9 protein-coding genes are annotated in these 18,111 nt (G+C 61.1%); 5 read left to right on the top strand and 4 right to left on the bottom strand.

Annotation, left to right across the window (positions count from 1 at the left end):
- Positions 1–56: 56 nt before the first annotated feature.
- Positions 57–2,975, bottom strand: coding sequence for a TonB-dependent receptor domain-containing protein (locus tag HBN54_RS07850; protein ID WP_168672626.1), 2,919 nt, complete (start codon positions 2,973–2,975; stop codon positions 57–59).
- A gap of 313 nt (positions 2,976–3,288) precedes the next feature.
- Here HBN54_RS07850 and dxs point away from each other — a divergent pair, with 313 nt between their 5' ends.
- Positions 3,289–5,235 carry a 1-deoxy-D-xylulose-5-phosphate synthase gene (gene dxs / locus HBN54_RS07845; protein ID WP_168672625.1) on the top strand — a complete coding sequence of 649 codons (1,947 nt, stop codon included), beginning with the start codon at positions 3,289–3,291 and terminating at the stop codon, positions 5,233–5,235.
- A gap of 954 nt (positions 5,236–6,189) precedes the next feature.
- Complete coding sequence (locus HBN54_RS07840) at positions 6,190–7,905, top strand: T9SS type A sorting domain-containing protein (RefSeq protein ID WP_168672624.1); 1,716 nt, start codon at positions 6,190–6,192, stop codon at positions 7,903–7,905.
- 670 nt (positions 7,906–8,575) lie between these two features.
- Here HBN54_RS07840 and HBN54_RS07835 read toward each other — a convergent pair.
- Positions 8,576–11,398 (bottom strand): bifunctional transaldolase/phosoglucose isomerase, encoded by a 2,823-nt coding sequence (locus HBN54_RS07835; protein ID WP_168672623.1) that lies wholly within the window; start codon positions 11,396–11,398, stop codon positions 8,576–8,578.
- Between the two features lie 202 nt (positions 11,399–11,600).
- Between HBN54_RS07835 and HBN54_RS07830 the strand changes: the two genes are divergently transcribed.
- Together HBN54_RS07830 and HBN54_RS07825 are read left to right on the top strand one after the other, a co-directional pair.
- The gene (locus HBN54_RS07830) at positions 11,601–12,677 is read left to right on the top strand and encodes a LacI family DNA-binding transcriptional regulator (RefSeq protein ID WP_168672622.1); all 1,077 of its coding nucleotides are present in this window, start codon (positions 11,601–11,603) and stop codon (positions 12,675–12,677) included.
- Between the two features lie 40 nt (positions 12,678–12,717).
- Complete coding sequence (locus HBN54_RS07825) at positions 12,718–13,485, top strand: alpha/beta fold hydrolase (protein WP_168672621.1); 768 nt, start codon at positions 12,718–12,720, stop codon at positions 13,483–13,485.
- A 27-nt stretch (positions 13,486–13,512) separates the two neighbouring features.
- Here HBN54_RS07825 and HBN54_RS07820 read toward each other — a convergent pair whose 3' ends face one another.
- Positions 13,513–15,606: a M48 family metallopeptidase gene (locus HBN54_RS07820; protein ID WP_168672620.1), complete on the bottom strand. Its 2,094-nt coding sequence runs from the start codon at positions 15,604–15,606 to the stop codon at positions 13,513–13,515.
- A 210-nt stretch (positions 15,607–15,816) separates the two neighbouring features.
- Between HBN54_RS07820 and HBN54_RS07815 the strand changes: the two genes are divergently transcribed.
- Positions 15,817–16,671, top strand: a complete 855-nt coding sequence (locus HBN54_RS07815) for a hypothetical protein (RefSeq protein ID WP_235955423.1) — start codon at positions 15,817–15,819, stop codon at positions 16,669–16,671.
- A gap of 92 nt (positions 16,672–16,763) precedes the next feature.
- Here HBN54_RS07815 and HBN54_RS07810 read toward each other — a convergent pair whose 3' ends face one another.
- The gene (locus tag HBN54_RS07810) at positions 16,764–17,978 is read right to left on the bottom strand and encodes a DUF1501 domain-containing protein (RefSeq protein ID WP_168672619.1); all 1,215 of its coding nucleotides are present in this window, start codon (positions 17,976–17,978) and stop codon (positions 16,764–16,766) included.
- Between the last annotated feature and the right edge of the window lie 133 nt (positions 17,979–18,111).

Below are 18,111 nucleotides of genomic sequence, written 5' to 3'. Positions count from 1 at the left end.
GCCATGCCGGGACGAGCCCAGCATGGCGTTCTTGGTTGATAACCCGCCTTGTAGGGCTAGGGCCGCCCGCCGGGGCTGCCGGCGGGCACCGTGCCGTTGGGCGTGCTGGTGCCGGGCGAGGGCGCGTTGGCCGGGGCGGTGATGGGGTTGCTGGCCGGGGCCGGGTTTTGGCGGTTGGTCGAGTCGGCAGGCTGGGCCGTGGCGGGGCGCAGGCCGGGGTAGCCGCCGGGGCGCTGGCCGCCAGTGCTATCGGTGGCAGGCTTGCCGGAAGTGCTGTCGGCGGGCGCAGTGCCGCGCTGCTGGCCGGGGTAGCCGCCGGGGCGGGCACCCGCACCAGCGGGCGCGGCGGTGCCGGGGGCACCAGCCGGCTGGGCTCCGGCCGGGGCGCCACTGGGCCGGCCGCCGCCACCGGCCGGTGCTCCACCGGCGCCGCCACCGCCCAGGTCGCCGCCGCCATCGCCGCCGCCTTTCAGGTCGTCGTTGTTGATGCTTTTGCTGCGGCGCAGGGGCGGGGCTACGGTGAGCTTGCCGATGCGGTAGCTCACGTTCACCTTAAAGCTCATGTTATGCAGCACGTTACGGCTGCTCTGGTCGATGAGGGGCGACACCACGGTGTTGCGAATGGTGATGCTGGGCGTGAAGAAGTTCTCGGCCCCAAAGCCGATGCTGCCGCGCTTCTCGGCAAAATCGCGCTTCACGCTGAGGCTGTACACGCCGAAACCGCTCTGGGTGCCCTGCAGCTGCACTTGGTTGCCGCGATAGAAAACGAAGGCCTGCAGGCCCCACACGGGCGTGAAATTGTAGGAGCCAAATACGCGGCCGCTCATCACAAAGCCTTCGTTGTAGGCGTTGAAGTTGCGGTCGGGCACGTTGTTGGTGAGGGTGGTGTAGTAGGCATCCACGCCTGCGTTCAGGCTTAGCTTGCCGTTGTTGATGTTGGCGAACACGCTGCCGCCGTAGGAGTTCTGCTGGCCGATGTTGGCGTAGCTTGTTTGTACCGTATCGGCGCCTCGCACGGTGCGCAGCGCCTCGATGGAGCCCGTGGTATTGCGCACGAAGGTGCTGAAGTTCAGGTTCAGGCGCTTGTAGGCGGTGCTGTAGCCCAGCTCGTAGTTGTTGGTGAATTCGGGGGCCAGCTTGGGGTTGCCAAAGCTGATATTCTTGGGGTTCTGCGCGTTCACGTTGGGATTCAGGAACTGCAGCGACGGGCGCTGAATGCGGCGGTTGTAGGCCAGCTTCAGCACGTTGCCGTTCGAGAGCTTGCGCGAGAGGTTCACGCTGGGTACCAGCACGCCGTAGTTGGGAATGTTGGTCTTCGCCGTGTCGGTTTTGGCAAAATCGGCTTGGATAGTCGTGTACTCGTAGCGCAGGCCGGGCTTCAGGGTGAAGCCTTTGGGCAGGCCCAGGGTGTAGGCCACGTAGCCGGCCGTCACGTTCTGGCGGTAGGTGAAAACGTTGTTGGTCGATAGCCCCACCGAAGGTATTACCTCGCCACTGGCCCCGAAAGACGTGGTGGTATAGTCCGAATTCACGCGCCGCAGAATGTTCTTCGCGCCCATCTCCAGAATCTGGGTTTTGCTGATAGGGTTCTGATAATCAAGCTGAACGGTGTATTCCTCGTTGTAGCTCGGGTTGTCGTTCACGATGCTGGCCGGGCTGTTGGGCAGCGTCGTGCTCAGAATGGAGTTGGTGTAGCTGTTGGTGCGGTCGTTGCGGCTAAACAGCGTGAGCAGGCTGATTTCGTGCTGCGGCTTCGCGAAGCTGTGGGTGTAGTTCAGGCTGGCATCCACGGTGCCCGACAGGTCTTTCGAGTAGGTGTCGCGCAGGTCGGTGCCGGAAGGGGTGCCGGTGGCGAAGGCCCCGGTGTAGCTGGTGCGCAGCAGGCCGTCCTGGTAGTTGCGGCCGCTGCGGGTGCCATAGGCCACCGAAGCTTGCAGAGAGTTAAACTTGTCGATGTCGTAGTCCCAGCCCAGCGTGTAGCGCCCAAAAATCTGCTGCAGGCGGGTATTGGCCGATTGCACCGTGGTCGTAGCCTTGCCATCGGCAAGGCTGCGCGTCACCTGCGTGTTCGAGAACTCGCCCGGCACGTTGTACTGCGCCCGCCCGAAACCGCCCAGCGAAAAGCCCATTTTGCCCGTGCGCAGGCCGCCGTTCAAACTCAGGTTGCTGCTGCGAACGCCAACGCTGGCGTCGATGCCCAGCGTAGCCCCGCGCAGGTTGTTGCTTTTGGTGATGATGTTGATGATGCCGCCCGAGCCTTCGGCGTCGTACTTGGCCGAGGGCGAGGTGATGACTTCCACGGTCTTAATCTGGTCGGCCGGAATCTGCTTCAGCGCGTCGGCAATGCTGTTGGCGGCAATGGTCGAAGGCTTGTTGTTGATGAGCACCTTAATGTTGCTGGAGCCGCGCAGGCTCACGTTGCCATCCAGGTCCACGCTCAGCAGGGGCACCCGCTTGAGCACGTCGGTGGCGTCGCCGCCCCGGGCGGTCTGGTCGTTTTCGGCGTTGTACACCGTGCGGTCTACCCGCTCTTCGATGATGGCCTTTTGGCCCGTCACTACTACTTCGCCCAGCTTCTGGGCCGAAGTGCCCAGTGCCACCGTGCCCAGGCTCACCACGCCGCCGGCGGGCACTACCACGCCGGGGCGGTCCTCATTCTTATAGCCCAGAAAGCTGATTTGCACCGTGTAAGTCCCGGCCGGAATGCCAGCCAGCACGAATTTGCCGTCGTCGCCGGCCACGCCGCCGTTCACGGGCGCGCCGGCCGCATCCAGCACCGCCACCGTGGCGTAGGAAATCGGCTTGCCGGTGGTGGCATCGGTCACGGTGCCGCTGATGCGGCCCGCTGCCGCGCGGGCCGGAGCTGCCAAAGCCGGGCGAGTGCCCGCAGGCGGGCCTTGCTGCGCGAACGACAAATGGCTGATTGCCAGTAGGCCGGAGAATAATACGGCAGTAGCCGGTAAGGGTCGTTTCATACAATTCATAACGGCCAAAGTGTCGTAATTGGGGCCGGAGGTTGCATGCTCCCGGTGCTTTTGTTGTTTGTGGGGCAAACTGATTGGTTGCTTTATTGCTATTCAGCGCTTGCGCATTACGTAAAGGTCTTTGCTGCCAGTATGTTTCCCGTCGGAAACTAGATTACCAAACCTCAAACCCCGACCAAGCCCCCAATTCCTTCGGGCGCAACAACCGCACTTCGCCCGCCGTCGTACCTTTGTGCCAGCCCGATAATCTTTTAGCGGGTCAGGCGGTTAACTCTCCGTCACCCATCCCACCACGCCTGCCCCGATGATAGTTGAACCCGGCCCGCTGCTAGCGGCGATTGACTCGCCCGACGACCTCAAAAAGCTCGCCCCCGAGCAGTTAGTCCAGCTCAGCACCGAGCTGCGCGACTTTATCATCGATTCCGTCAGTATTTACGGCGGCCATTTTGGGGCTTCGCTGGGCGTGGTTGAGTTGACCGTGGCGCTGCACTACGTCTTCAATACGCCGCACGACCAGCTTATCTGGGATGTGGGCCACCAGGCCTACGGCCACAAAATTCTCACCGGCCGCCGCGAAAATTTCCCGACCAACCGCCGCTACAAAGGCATGTCGGGCTTCCCCAAGCGCAGCGAAAGCCCGTATGATGCCTTCGGCGTGGGCCACAGCAGCACCAGCATCGGGGCGGCGCTGGGCATGGCCGTGGCCTCGGACTACAAGGGCGAGTTTGACCGCCAGCACATCGCCGTAATCGGCGACGGGGCCATGACGGCGGGCATGAGCTTCGAGGCCATGAATCAGGCCGGCGTGCTCAACAATAACATGATTGTCGTACTGAACGACAACTGCATGAGCATCGACCCCAACGTGGGCGCGCTCAAGGAATACCTCACCGACATCACCACCTCCCGCACCTACAACAAGGTGCGCGACGAGCTCTGGAACGTGCTCGGCAAGCTCTCCAAATTCGGCCCCAACCCCCAGCAGATTGCCCGCAAAGTAGAGGCCGCCATGAAGGCGACCCTTATGAAGCAGAGCAACCTGTTCGAGGCGCTGAAATTCCGCTACTTCGGCCCCGTCGATGGCCACGACGTGCAGCACCTCGTCACCATTCTCAACGACCTGAAATCCATTCCCGGCCCCAAGCTGCTGCATTGTGTGACGGTTAAGGGCAAGGGCTACGCACTGGCCGAAAAAGACCAGACGCTGTGGCACGCGCCGGGTTTGTTCGATAAAATCACGGGCGAGATTTACAAAAAGGTTCCCACCGCGCCCCAGCCGCCCAAGTACCAGGACGTGTTTGGCCACACGCTGGTGGAACTGGCCGAGGCCAACGACAAAATCATGGGCGTGACACCGGCCATGCCCTCGGGCTCGTCGCTGAACATCATGATGGCCGCCATGCCTACCCGCGCTTTCGACGTGGGCATTGCTGAGCAGCACGCCGTCACGTTCTCGGCCGGCCTGGCCACGCAGGGGCTCATTCCGTTCTGCAACATCTACTCCTCGTTCATGCAGCGGGGCTACGACCAGGTGGTGCACGACGTGGCCCTACAAAACCTGCACGTGGTGTTTTGCCTCGACCGCGCCGGTTTCGCCGGGGCCGACGGCCCCACCCACCACGGCTGCTACGACCTGGCCTTCATGCGCTGCATCCCCAACATCGTGGTTTCGGCCCCGATGAACGAGCAGGAGCTGCGCAACCTGATGTACACCGCCACCCTGCCCGAAAACGCCGGCCCTTTCAGCATCCGCTACCCGCGCGGTGAGGGTGTGATGCCCGAGTGGCGCACGCCGCTGCAACGCGTGGCCATCGGCACGGGCCGCGTGGTGCGCGAGGGCGAAGCCGGCGGCGTGGCCATCCTCAGCATCGGCCACATCGGCAACTACGCCGTAAAAGCCACCGACGCGCTGGCCGCCGAAGGCTTCTCAGTGGGCCACTACGACATGCGCTTCTGCAAGCCCTTGGACGAGGAAATGCTGCGCGACGTGGCCCACCGCTACCGCGCCATCGTGACGGTGGAAGACGGATGCCTGCCCGGCGGCTTCGGCTCGGCCGTGCTCGAATTCCTGGCCGACCACGGCTTCCAGCTGCCCGTTGTCCGCCTCGGTATTCCAGACCGCGTGGTGGAGCATGGTACGCAGGATGAGCTTTACAAAGAATGCGGATTTGATGCCGCTGGTATTGCCCAGGCCGTGCGCGAGCTGGGTGCCAAAGTGACTGCTGACTCGCTGGCGACTGTGCTGCGGTAGCTGGGTTTTTGAGATAAGAAGAAGCCCCCGTAGCTAGTGCTGCGGGGGCTTTTTTGCTTAGTATATACAGTCAGAGAAGTAGGCTTTATGACCAGTAGCAAGCACCGATTATAGCTGGAGCAATTTAGTAGGTCGCCCAAGTAAATAATTGAAGCACGTAGGTAAATAGGAGTAAAATGGTGGAAACAACAGTGCGCGGCTGAGCGGGGATATTATATGTATAAAATGTTATTAATATTTATTTTCATCACAACTATAAGTATGATATAATTGCTGTTAAATTGTTGTTTATATTGAACAGAGTAGAATGTCATCATTCTATGGGATTAGATAAAGTATATTGTGAAACTGTAAAGACTTGGCTATTAGATTAATTTTTAGTTATAATACAAATTCAGAAGTTATGTATAAATTTGTAAACAGTACTTCAATTGCACTAATCTAATCTAACCCTTATTCAGAATGAAAGCACTACCTACTTTCCTAATATGGCTTTTCCTAGTTGGCGGACTGGACCTTTATTCTTTCGTCAGTTTTGGCCAAAGCAACGCCTGTTCCAACCAAATTACTTTTAGCTACTTCAATAATTCGCAGGTAGTCAACAACGGCCAGAGCGGCGCTACTGCTAATGTATGTCCGGTAGCGGGTGCCGGATACGACTTGAGTGGCAGCTCAACCAGCAATGCAATTCTGACCTGGTCGCGGGTGATTACATCGGGCGGTACCACAGCAAACCCAAACCCTGCTAATGATGTGGTGGTCGATATTGCTAGTATCACGGCCCCAGCGAACACCATTCTCTCCATATCGCCTCAGTTGACAACTAGTACCTTATTCAGATTAAGAGCCGACGCCAAGAACTACCCCACCGGCAACTGCAGTAAGATTGACTACGTGTATGTTACCTTGGCTCCAGCCCTGTCGCTGTCTTCTTCGGGCGTTTCAGGCATATGCATGGGCACCAGCACCACGCTCACCGCTTCGGGCAGCACCGGGGGCTACACGTGGTCGGCCAATGGCACGAACATTCCCAACCAGACCGGGGCCACGCTCACCGTGGCTCCTACCGTGACGACGACTTACACAGTAACGGCCAATACATCCTGCGGCCTCAGCTCGCAGCAACTTACCGTCCCAGTATTTGGGGTGAGCGTGACGCCGAGCGCGCCAGTGATTTGCGCGGGGGAGAGCACGCCGCTCACCGCCAGCTACAGTGGCACCAGTGCCACATACCAGTGGTTTGTGAAGGGCCAGCCCGGTGTGTTGTCCACCAGCAATACGTTGACGGTTGCCCCCAATACTACCACTACCTACCAGGTAGTGGCTACGCCCTCTGACTGTGGTGGCACAACAATTACCAAGGATGTGCCGGTAACCGTTGGGCCGCCCACTGTCGTTATTTCTTCCGGGGGCGGCACCATCTGCTCGGGTACTTCTACCACGCTCACGGCCGTATCGAACAACCCCAACGTGAGCTTTGCCTGGCAGGCCAACGGTGCGCCTATTGCCGGCCAGACGAGCCGCACGCTTACAGTGAGCCCCACCGCTACCACTACTTATACCGTGACGGCTACGGCTCCCTGCAATACGGCCAGCAGCCAGACCACTGTGAATGTAGCCACGGCCGCCACCTTTGCCGTGACGCCCACAACAATGGCCATTTGCAATGGCAGTTCGGCTACCTTCATAGCTAGTTCCAACATCACGGCCGTAAGCTACAAGTGGTACAAGTCGACGGACTTAGGAACGGCCATTGCGACAACTCCCAGCCTGACCGTGTCACCCACAACGAACGCTACCTACCGGGTGCTCACCGCTACCAGTTGTGGCAACAACAGCCAAGATGTGACGGTAACCGTGAACACGAACCCCGTAAGTGTATCGCCGCCCTCGACTACCATTAACTACGGCGAAGCCACGACTCTTACTGCCAGCGGTGGAACGTCCTATACCTGGACGGCGACCAGCAACAACAATACAACAACACTACCTAATACTTCGGCATCCATCACGGTGTCGCCGGCTTACACGACCGTTTATACCGCTACTGCCACTAACGTAGCTTCGGGTTGTAATACGGCGCAGTCCACAGTAGGTGTCAACCGGCCGCTGCCAGTTGAGTTGATTAGCTTTGAGGCCGCTTGGATTTCCAACGCGCCGCAGCTAAGCTGGAGTACAGCGTTGGAAAAGAACAGTGCCTACTTTGCCATTGAGCGCAGCCTAGATGGTGTAGCGTTCGAAACCGTGGGCCAGGTTGAAGCCGCCGGCAACATTCAACGCCGCACGGAGTACTCCTTCCGCGACGCCCGCCTGCCATTGACCGCGGCAGGTACGGTATACTACCGCCTGCGTCAGGTCGACGTATCTGGTGAAACCATGTATTCACCCATCCGGACTGTGAGGGTGGCAAAGTCGAGAGCCGATTTCCAGGCCGCCGTTTACCCAAATCCCTATGGCAACAGCGTGGCGGTGCAGGTGTTGTCGTTGAGCACCGAAGCCGTAACGATGACGGTGCGCAATGCGCTGGGCCAAGTGGTGTTGACGCATACCGAAGCCGCCGGCAGCCAAGAAATAGTTCTGCCTCACGCCCAAGCCCTGCCCGTGGGCCTCTATTACCTCACTGTGCAGCAGGGTGACCGGCAGCAGGTATTGCGTTTGAGCCACCAGTAAAGGCCGCTGCTTACCAACCGTTACTGGCTTGCAAAAAAGCCTGAAACCCAAGTGGGTTTCAGGCTTTTTTGCGTTTGGGCAGGCCGCTGCTTGCGGCTGGCAACCGAGGGCATTTCAGAGGAAGTGTTTTGCTTAGATTTAAGACAGCCAATAAAAACCATTTTGGTGAAGGACACTGTCAATGGTATTCTGGTCGTTGCAGACAGCCGCTTCGCCAGCACGGTTGCGGCTGATGCTAAGCTTGTATTTTCCTTCGTAGCCTGTGCCACATAGGGAGCGTCCGCTGTAAGACAATGCAATACTGCAATCCCGCCAAAAAATATTTACGCCAGCATCCGCTCGATTACCTTGAAGGCCTAAAGGCCGCGTTACGCCGCGTAGCGCAAAGCATACCTGCCGCTCAGACTGTGGGCTTGGCCGTGAATACTACCGGCTCCACGTCCGCCCCGGCGAATCTTGAGGGCTTGGCCCTATGCCTATTACCCGAATATACCGATGAAAACGGTGACGCACTTAAAGTCCACGGTGGCGGCTTTTATCGGGCCGAAATTCCTGAAAGCTAGTTGCTCATTCATGGGATTCTCAACAAAGGGATGGGCCCAAAAGTACCACGCGGCGGCCCCCGTTGCCGGGAACCGCCGCGTGGTAGTTGCAGCCGAAGCTACGGGGGTTACTTCAGGTCCAGCGCGGCCAGCATGGTTTTCAGGCCGGCTTCGGCGTCGTTGCCGAGGTTCACGCGCAGGGTGCGGCGGTCGTTGTCGAGCAGGGCCTGCAGGTCGCCGAGGGCCTGGGCATTTTTGAAGGTGCCGAAGGTGTAGGAGCGGCCGGGCAGGGCCAGGTCCTGCGGGTTGTCGTCGGTGAACTGGATGAACAGGCCCGTGTTGGGGCCGCCCTTGTGGTACTGGCCGGTGCTGTGCAGGAAGCGTGGGCCATAGCCCGAGGTAGTGGCAATGTGCAGCGCCTGCTGCACGCGCTGGCGCAACTCCAGCAGGCTGGCGCTCACGGCGGGCGTCTCGGTCAGGTAGGCCTGCAGGCACATGAAATCGCCGGGCTTCGCTTGCGCGAAGAAGGCTTTCAGCACACCGGCGGCGCCTTCGCCGTGGGCGGCGGTGTAGTAATCCACGCCGTTTTCGCTGACGGCTGGCTTGTCGCCCTCGGGCAGCTGGCCGGTGGCTTCCACGGCCTTCATCAGCTTGTCGGTGGCCGTTTTGGCGGCCTGCACGTTGGGCTGGTCGAAGGGGTTAATCTGGAACACGGCGCTGGCTACGGCCGTGGCCACTTCCCAGCGGTAGAACTCCTGGCCGAGGTCGAAAGAGTCCTTCATCAAGAGCGTGATGACGGGGTGGCCGGCGGCGGCCAGGGCGTCCAGCTTGGCGGTGTTGACCTCGTCGCGCTGGCCCTTGTAGCCCACGTACACGAACACACGGTCGGTGCCATAGATGGCGGGTTCGCCCAGCGGCTCGCCGGCCACGGGCAGAATACCCTTGCCTTCCTTGCCGGTGCTTTCGGCGATGAGCTGCTCCAGCCACAGGCCGAGGTCGTGCAGGGCATCGGGCACCACGATGGTGAGCTTGTCGCGGCCCTGCTGGGCCAGCACGCCCAGGGCGGTGCCAAATTCCAGGCCGGGGTTTTTATCGGTAGCGCCGTAGGCGCCGCAGGCGCGCATCATCAGAATGGCGCGCTCCAGAATCTCGCCAATCGGCAGGCCATAGAGGGCCGCCGGCACCAGGCCGAAGTAGGTGAGGGCCGAGAAGCGGCCGCCCACCTCGGGGAAGTTGAGGAAGATGTGGCGGTAGTTGGCGGCCGTGGCATCGGTCACAAACTTGGAGCCGGGGTCGGTGATGGCCACGAAGTTTTCGCCGGCCTTATCGCCCTTCAGCTCCTTCACCTTGGCGTAGAAATAGTCGCCGAAGGCCAGCGGCTCGGCCGTGGTGCCTGATTTGCTGGCCACGATAAACAGCGTGTCCGCCAGCGGAATCGAGGCTTCGATGGCGCGCACCGCGCCGGGGTCGGTAGTGTCAAGCACCGACATCGGCAGGCCGTTTTCGCCTTTCTCGAAAGCCGATTTGAACACGATGGGGGCCATCGTGCTGCCGCCCATGCCCATTACCACCACGTGCTTGAAGCCGGCGGCCTGCACCGAATGCACAAACTGCTCAATTTCAGTCACGCGGCCCACCATGGTTTCGGCCACGCGCAGCCAGCCCATGAAGCTGCGGATGCTCTTCTGGCCGTCGGCGTCGGCCGTCCACAAGTCCGCTTTCTTGTCCCAGAAGCCGGTGATGAAATCATCGGCCTTGAACTTGGCAATCTGGGCATCCACGGCGGCCTGGTATTTCCCCAGCTCCATTTTGGAGTCGTCCACCTGGTCTTCCACGGCCAGGGCGCGCTTCTTCTCGATGGACTGCATGAGCTTGGCGAAGGGCTCCTTGAACTTAGTGGCGCCGTCTTCTTCGAGGTGTTGGGTCAACTCTTCGAGGTTCAAACCCAACTCGGGTAGGCTGCTCAGGGTTTTGCGGGCTTGGTCGAGGTTGTCTTCGATGGTCACGGCCACCTTGCCTTCTTTACCGAACAGGTCCAGCGTTTCCACCGGCACGGTGTTCACGGTATGCGGGCCGATGAGGCCGTCTACGTAGCGCAGGTTATCGTATTTGGGGTTTTTATTGCCGGTGCTGGCCCACAGCAGGCGCTGCGTGGGAGCACCCTGGGCGGCCAGCGCCTCCCAGCGCGGACCCGCGAAAATCTCCTTGTAAATCTGGTACGCCTGTTTGGCGCTGGCCAGGGCCACTTCGCCCACGAGGCTTTCGGCCAGCTTACCTTTCTCGCCGCCTTCAGCCGCAATTTTCTCCAGCATGGGGTCAATCAGCACGTCGATGCGGCTCAGGAAAAAGCTGGCCACCGAGTCGATGCGGGCCAGCGGCTTGCCGGCCTTAGCGCGGTCTTCGAGGCCGGCGATAAAGGCCTCGGCCACCAAACGGTAGCGCTCCAGGCCAAAAATCAGCGTCACGTTCACGTTCACGCCCTCCGAGATGAGGCGGCGGATGGCGGGCAGACCCTCCAGCGTGGCCGGCACTTTTATCATCACGTTGGGGCGGTCCACAGCTTTCCACAGGGCCAGGGCCTCAGCAATGGTGCCTTCGGTGTCATTCACCAGCTCAGGCGAAACTTCGAGGCTCACGTAGCCGTCGGAGCCGTGGTCGGGGCCGTCGTAGAGGGGCCGGAACAGGTCGGTGGCCGCCTGCACGTCGGATACGGCCAGGTTGGTGTAGATTTCGTCGGTGGTTTTGCCCTGCACCGCCAGCGCCTTGATGGCCGAATCATAGTCGGCGGTATCGCCGATGGACTTGGCAAAAATGGCCGGGTTGGAGGTCACGCCGCGCAGGGCTTCGGTGCTGATGCGGTGCTGGAGCTTGCCGTCGATGATGATGGGGCGGCTAATAAAGTCCAGCCACAGGCTTTGGTCGAACTGGCGGATGTCAACGAGAGGGTTCATAGAGTCGCAATTGGTTCAGAGGGGCCAAAGGTCCGGAAAGACGGGCGTTGTTGTACCGTTTCGGCCGGCGTAATTGAGAGATTGACAATAAAAGTTGCGTCCTTATACGGCTGGCGGGCAGGTTTGCATCAGGCCGTCAGGCAATCGTTGCGGCACTTCCACTAGCTTTACGCACTGCATTGCTATTTATCGCATCATTAAAATGGCTGGACGCCGCCCTTCTGCCAAACCATCCGACGCGGGCCACAGCCCGGTTTCCATGGCCGATTTGGCCCGGGAGCTGGGCGTGTCGATGACCACGATTTCGCGGGCCCTGAGCGACCACCACAGCATTGGGCCGGCCACCAAGCAGGCCGTGCTCAAGCTGGCCAAAAAGCTGAACTACCAGCCCAACCGCATGGCCTCGTCGCTGCGCAAAGGCACCAGTACGCTGCTGGGCGTGATTGTGCCCCACATCGAAGGACGCTTTTTTGCTTCGGTGGTGCACGGCATCGAAACGGCGGCCAGCAAGGCCGGCTACAGCGTCATCATCTGCCAGTCGAGCGAAGACGTTGCCCAGGAGCGCAAAAATCTCGAAACGCTGCTTAGCGCGCAGGTGGCGGGTATTCTGGTGTCGGTTTCGCGCACCACGCTCGATTTGCGGCACTTCGACAAGGTGCTCCGGCGTGGGGTGCCGCTGGTGTTTTTCGACCGCTTGCTGGAGGGCGAAAGCGTAAATGCCGTGGTGCTCAACGACCAGGATGGGGCCCTCCAGGCCACCCGCCACCTGCTGGAGCAGGGCTGCCGCCGCGTGGCGCACCTGGCCGGCCCGCAGCACATCAATATTTACCGTAACCGCCGCCAGGGCTACCTCGACGCCCTGCAAAGCCACGGCCTTGCCCCGGATCAAAGCCTGATTATTGCCTGCGACATGACCCTGGAGGGCGGCCGGGCCTGTATGCAAACGCTCCTATCCCTATCCACTCCCCCCGACGCCGTGTTCGCGGCCGGCGACTCGGCTATTCTCGGCGCCCTCCAGGTGCTGAAAAGCCGGGGCCTGCGCGTGCCGCAGGATGTGGCCCTGGCCGGCTTCAGCAACGAGGACCTGACCATGGTGGCCGAGCCCAACCTCACCTCCGTAGACCAGCGCTGCGAGGAAATGGGTCAGGCCGCCTTCCGCCTCTTCACCGATTTAGTAGCGGCCGAGGGCACGGCGTTTTCGCAGCGGCAGGTGGTGTTGCAGCCGCAGCTGTTCGTGCGGGAGTCGTCGGTGCGGCAGGTGGAGCAGGGCGCGAAATAAATTGTAGATGCGAAAAGGCCGAAACGTTACTTTTGCCCGTATGACGCCCGCTTCTAACCCGCCCACCATCGTTTTCCTCCACGGCTTTGCCGAAAGCCGGGAGGTGTGGACCGACTTCACCCGCACTTTTCCCGACGGCTACCGGCTGCTCGCCCCCAACCTGCCCGGCCACGGCACCAACCTGGCCCCGGTGCCCGATTTTTCGATGGAAGCGCAGGCGCGGCACGTCATCGACTACCTCAACCAGAAAGGCTGCCCCGACCCCGTGCTGCTCGTGTGCCACAGCATGGGCGGCTACGTGGCCCTGGCCCTGGCCGAGCGCTGGCCCCAGCGCGTGGCCGGCCTGGCCCTCATCAACTCCACGGCCCTGCCCGATACCGACGAGAAACGCCAGAACCGCGAGAAAAACATCAGCTTCGTGGAGCGCCACGGCGTGGGCAAGTTCATGGAATCGTTCGTGCGCCCGCTCTTCGCGCCCCCCAACCGCGACAAGCTGACCGATGCCCGCGGCCTGCTCGAAGAAATCGGCAAGGCCACGCCCGCCAGCACCATCACCGGCGCCTTGCGTGGTATGGCCGCCCGCCCCGAGCGCACTCAGGTGCTGGCCAAAGCCCCTTTCCCGGTGCTGCTGGTGGCTGGCAAGCACGACGTGGCCGTGCATTTCGATGATGCCGTGCGCCAGGCTGCCCTGCCGCCGGTGGGCGCGGCGCTGTTCCTGGAGGGCAGCGGGCACCTCTCGTACCTGGAGCAGCCGGAGGCCACGCGCCGGGCCGTGCTGGCGCTGGCCGCGGCCGTGTTTGGGCGGTAGATTCCGGAAAAGCGGCCGGCTGCTTTGCTACACGGCCTCCTGCAAGCGGAGCAGCACGCCCAGGTTCTTGAAATACAGCCGCCGCATCCGCTCCTCGCTCAGGGTGGTGCCGCTCAGGAAGGTGTTAATCCACTCATTGGTGAAGGTGGCGTACTGGGGAAGCGCCCGGTTTTGCAACACAAAATCGGTGAGCGTGGCAAAGCCTTCCAGATGGGCCAGTGGTAGCATTGGCACCGTGCGGGCCTCTTCCAGTGCTACGTCAAGCAGCGTGCGGAGCTGTTCAAAATCAGCCACGTAGCGCGCCACATCGGCTTCCTGAATGGTGTCCTGCTGCTGAATCTGAAAAACCAGGCGGTGGGCCTCCATATCCACGCTGCGTACCGTTTCATAGGCGCGCTGAATGCCGAACTGAAAGCGGAAGCGGGCCAGCCACTCCTCGCGCTGCGCCGCAGGGGCCTGGGCAAATAAGTGGTGATGGAGTAAGGCCGTCTGCCGGTCAAAATCGGCGCATTCGGCGCGGTAAAGCTCGTTTTCGCGCTCCAGGCGGGCGGCCACGGTGGCGGCTTCGGTGGCGGGGTAGCGGGTGCCGGCCACGGTGAAGAACTTGTCCTTGGTATGGCCCTGCCGGAACAGGGCCAGCTTCTGTAAATTGGCCTGGCGAGCGGTGTGGGCGTCGGTGCGGGCCTTCAGCTCGGGGCCGAAGAGGGCGGTGCGGGCTTCCGCCAGCGTGCCCGCCGGCAGGGCAGTGGTATCTACCAAGTCGGCCAGCTTATCGGGGTTGAGGGTGGTGATAATGCGTTGCTCGTAGGTGCCGCCGTACATCGGCGCGTAGGTGATTTCGGCCCGCTCGGCGGCTAGGAAGGCCTCGATTTCAGCCGCCGGCCGCACTTCGGGGGCCTTGCCGGCCGCTGCCTCCGGGTAGATGCACTGGGTCACGAGCCGGCGCAGCTCCTCCGGGTTGTTGAATAGCAGCCAGGCCGAGCGCTCGTCGGTGGGGCCGGGCACGGGGTGGGCCTGGGCCTGCTCCTCGCGCAGGTAGTCGGCGGGGTGGCTGGCGTACATCTCCACCACATTCACTTCGTCGGGCCGGAACAGGCGGCGCGGCTCGCCGGGTGCGGGCGGGGCCGGGGCTTCGCGCTGGGCCAGGTTTTCGGCCAGGTACACCGACTGGTGGTAGAACACGTCATCGGTGGCGAGCTTGTGCTCCAGGGCCATGCCCAACTGCCCGGTGGCCGCGCCCAGCGCCGTGCTCACCGGCCCCAACTGATAGAGCACCTGGCACATGGCATCGGAGCCGGCCAGGCTCACGGCCACGCGGTCGGCCTGAAATTCCATTTCCCGCGAAAGGGAGGCGTGCACCAAGTGTATGCCTTGATAAGCCAGCTGCAGCAGCTTGCGCATCACCCAGACCAGGGCCGTTATCAGCCACGCGGCCGCCGACACGCGAATGTCGAGCGCCCGCCACTGCACCAGCATTTCGTCCCATTTGTCGCGCTCGTACACCATGTCGTGAATCAGGCGGCTGGCCGTGTTCACGTAGGAGCCAAGACGCATGCTGCGCTGCGCAAAGTGGCCAAACTCGTGGGCCAGCACCGCCTTAAACTCCGAGAGCGTGAGGCCATTAACCAGCCCCAGTCCAATGAGCAGGTTTTTGCGCGTGGGCCAGAACAGGCTGCGCGTGGCGTTGTCATAAAACACCGCCGCGTTCACTTCGGAGCTCACGCAGATGTACTTCGGGCGGTCGGCCCCCGCCTCGGCGCAGAGCTGGTCTACGAACGCAAACAGCGCCGGATGCGCCTCCCGGCTCAGGCGCGGGTGCTGGCTCAGGTAGCTAATGGGCCCGCGCTTAAACAGCGCTTTCAGCAGGAAGGCCACCAGCATGAGCGCGGCCACCACGCAGCCCAGGTGGAACAGGCCCGTCCACAGCCCATAGCTTTCGAAATGATGCGTGAGCGTGAGGTAAACCAGGCCCGCCGCCCCGGCCAGCAGTGCCGCATACAGCACCAGAAACAGCAGAATGCTCGCCAGCATGGCGGCCACAAGCCCCATGTAGCGGCCCGAGGGGCGCGTGAAACCAGCCGGCAAACTGGCCGGGCTGGGTGGGTAGAGAGCCGGCGTCATAAAGCGAGCAGTAAAGCTAAAAAAGTGGTGGAAAGGTAAATTTTGCCACCAAGCTACCACGCGCTTCGAAATTAATTTCGAATTTTATGGGCCTTGCCAGGGCTGCTTCGCTGAATTGACTGACTCAGCTAACCAGTTGGCAGACTTGCGCCTTACCTTCGCGCGCTTTTATCGTTGAGCTTTATCGCGGAATTTATTTATTCATTTTCAATGAGATTCTTCTTCTTATTGTCGGGCCTGTTGATGGGCCTGGCCGGGCCACTTATTGCGCAGCCGCTGGCCCCGGTGGCCGACCCAATTATCACTGAATCAGCTCCCACAGCCGCGCCCATCCCGCCTGAGCTCAAGCCGCACGGCAGCCTCTATTTCAGCTGGGGCTACAACCGCGACTGGTACACGCGCAGCGATATCCGCTTCAAAAACACGAAAACCGACAACTACGACTTCACTTTCGTGAACGCGCACGCTAGCGACAAGCCCGATTTCAAGGACTTCTGGCGGTTCAATTCTTGGACCATCCCGCAGTATGACATGACGCTGGGCTACCTGTTCAAGGACAAGCACAACCTGGGCATTGAAGTGAGCTGGAACCACCTCAAATACGTGGTCGATGACAACCAGATTATCCACGTTCGGGGCCAGATTCGGGGGCGCTACCTGGACAAAGACACGCTGGTAACGCCCGATTTTGTGCACCTCCAGCACACCAATGGCAATAATTACCTGATGGTGAACCTCGTGAAACACAAGGTGCTGTGGGAGCGTCGCTTGCTGAAAGTGAGCGCCGTGGGCAAGGTGGGAGCCGGCCCCATGATTTCCTACACCATCTCCACCGTGCTGGGCAACCACCAGGAGGGGCCATTTCACTACCACGGCCTGGTGGTGGGCAGCAGCTTGGGCCTGAAAGCGGATATTCTCCGCTACTTCTTTCTGCAAACCGACATTCAGGGTGCCTTCGCCGACTACACCAACACCTACCTCGGCGATGACCGGCAGGGCCGCGCCACCCACGTTTTCGGGTCGCTGCAAGCCATCTGGGCGTTCGGGTTCAACGTGCCGCTGTAGGTCATTTAACATTTATCAATTAACAGTTAACAGCCGTTTCACCTGCCCGAATTGAGGAGGTGGAACGGCTGTTAACTGTTAATTGATAAATGTTAAATGAAAGACGTTCGCTCGAAGCCCTTGCCCAGAATGGCCGTGTCGTCGGCCCCGAGCCAGTCTTTGAGGATGCTGGCGTAGATGCTGCGGAAATCGACCTGGTGGCGCAGGTCGCCCTGGTCGAGGTCCACGAGGTCGGGGGCGGCGTTTACTACGCCTTTTTTCTGGAGGGCGCCGCCGGCCAGGAACACGTTGTTGGCCGTGCCGTGGTCGGTGCCGTTGCTGGCATTCTGGCCCACGCGCCGGCCAAACTCACTGAATACCAGTACCAGTGTGTTGTTCCATTGGTCGTGCTGGCGCAGGTCGTCGGCCAGGGCGGCCAGGCCGTCACCAAGGTCGGTGAAGAGGCGCTGCTGCTGCTCGTGCTGCCGAACGTGGGTATCAAAACCGTTCAGGGCCAGGTAGTACACCCGCGATTCGACGCCGGAGTTGATGAGCTCGGCGGTGGTTTTCAGGTTTTTGCCGAAGTCGGAGTTCGGGTACGTTACCGCCGACTTGTAGATTTTCGACTTGTCGTAGAGGTAATCGGCCGAGGACGCGGTTTCGGCCAGCGTCTTGTACAGGTAATCGACCTGCTCCTGGTGGGCGGGCGCGGTTTCCTTGCTCACTTTGGCCAGCAAACGGTTCTGGCTGATTTGGTGAAATTTGTCCGGATTTTTGAGGGCCAAGCCTTTGCGCTGGCCGCCTTTGAGGGCGAGGCTCAGCGTGTCGTCGATTTCGAGGGCGTTGTAGGGCCGCTGGCAGTCGGGGCAGTTGGAGTCGAGGTAGCGGCCCAGCCAGCCGGTGCTCACCACCTGGTCGGAACCCGAGCCGGACTGCCAGATGTCCATCGAGCGGAAGTGTGAGCGGTCGGGGTTGGGGTAGCCCACTGAGTTTAGCACGGCCAGCTGGCCCTGGTCGTACAGGCCTTTCAGGCCTTTCAGGGCCGGGTGTAGGCCCAGGTCCTTGTCCAGGGCCAGAATGCCGTCGGCTTCTTTGATGCCCAGCGTGGGCCGGGCCTTGTAATACAGGTCGTTGCGGTAGGGGATGACGGTATTCAGCCCATCATTGCCCCCGCCGAGCTGCACCACAATGAGGCGGCGCGCCCCGGTGGCATCGCGCAGGCCGGCAAGGCCTGTCCCCCGGTCCAGGGCGTGCAGGAACTTGGGTATCAGCAGCAAGGTGCTGGCTAAAGCGGAAGTGCGGAGGAATTCGCGGCGGGTGGAAGCCATAGCTCTATTGGTAAGGGTTGAGAGGACATCAAACTCCCCTCCTTAAAAAAGGAGGGGGCGTTTCAGCGAAGCTGAAACTGGGGTGGTTGAAGTCGTTGAACGACTCGCGGCCGAACTGTTCGCCCATCGTTCA

This window comes from Hymenobacter artigasi (assembly GCF_012275535.1).
GTDB classification, from domain to species: domain Bacteria; phylum Bacteroidota; class Bacteroidia; order Cytophagales; family Hymenobacteraceae; genus Hymenobacter; species Hymenobacter artigasi.
The sequence above is the reverse complement of the archived record's forward strand: the minus strand, read 5'-3'. Positions and strand labels throughout refer to the sequence as shown.

What these genes read in the sequence shown, in the direction of transcription:
- HBN54_RS07850 (WP_168672626.1), bottom strand. Translation starts at nt 2,975, where the DNA reads ATGAAACGACCCTTACCGGCTACTGCCGTATTATTCTCCGGCCTACTG.
- dxs (WP_168672625.1), top strand. Translation starts at nt 3,289, where the DNA reads ATGATAGTTGAACCCGGCCCGCTGCTAGCGGCGATTGACTCGCCCGAC.
- HBN54_RS07840 (WP_168672624.1), top strand. Translation starts at nt 6,190, where the DNA reads ATGGGCACCAGCACCACGCTCACCGCTTCGGGCAGCACCGGGGGCTAC.
- HBN54_RS07835 (WP_168672623.1), bottom strand. Translation starts at nt 11,398, where the DNA reads ATGAACCCTCTCGTTGACATCCGCCAGTTCGACCAAAGCCTGTGGCTG.
- HBN54_RS07830 (WP_168672622.1), top strand. Translation starts at nt 11,601, where the DNA reads ATGGCTGGACGCCGCCCTTCTGCCAAACCATCCGACGCGGGCCACAGC.
- HBN54_RS07825 (WP_168672621.1), top strand. Translation starts at nt 12,718, where the DNA reads ATGACGCCCGCTTCTAACCCGCCCACCATCGTTTTCCTCCACGGCTTT.
- HBN54_RS07820 (WP_168672620.1), bottom strand. Translation starts at nt 15,606, where the DNA reads ATGACGCCGGCTCTCTACCCACCCAGCCCGGCCAGTTTGCCGGCTGGT.
- HBN54_RS07815 (WP_235955423.1), top strand. Translation starts at nt 15,817, where the DNA reads ATGAGATTCTTCTTCTTATTGTCGGGCCTGTTGATGGGCCTGGCCGGG.
- HBN54_RS07810 (WP_168672619.1), bottom strand. Translation starts at nt 17,978, where the DNA reads ATGGCTTCCACCCGCCGCGAATTCCTCCGCACTTCCGCTTTAGCCAGC.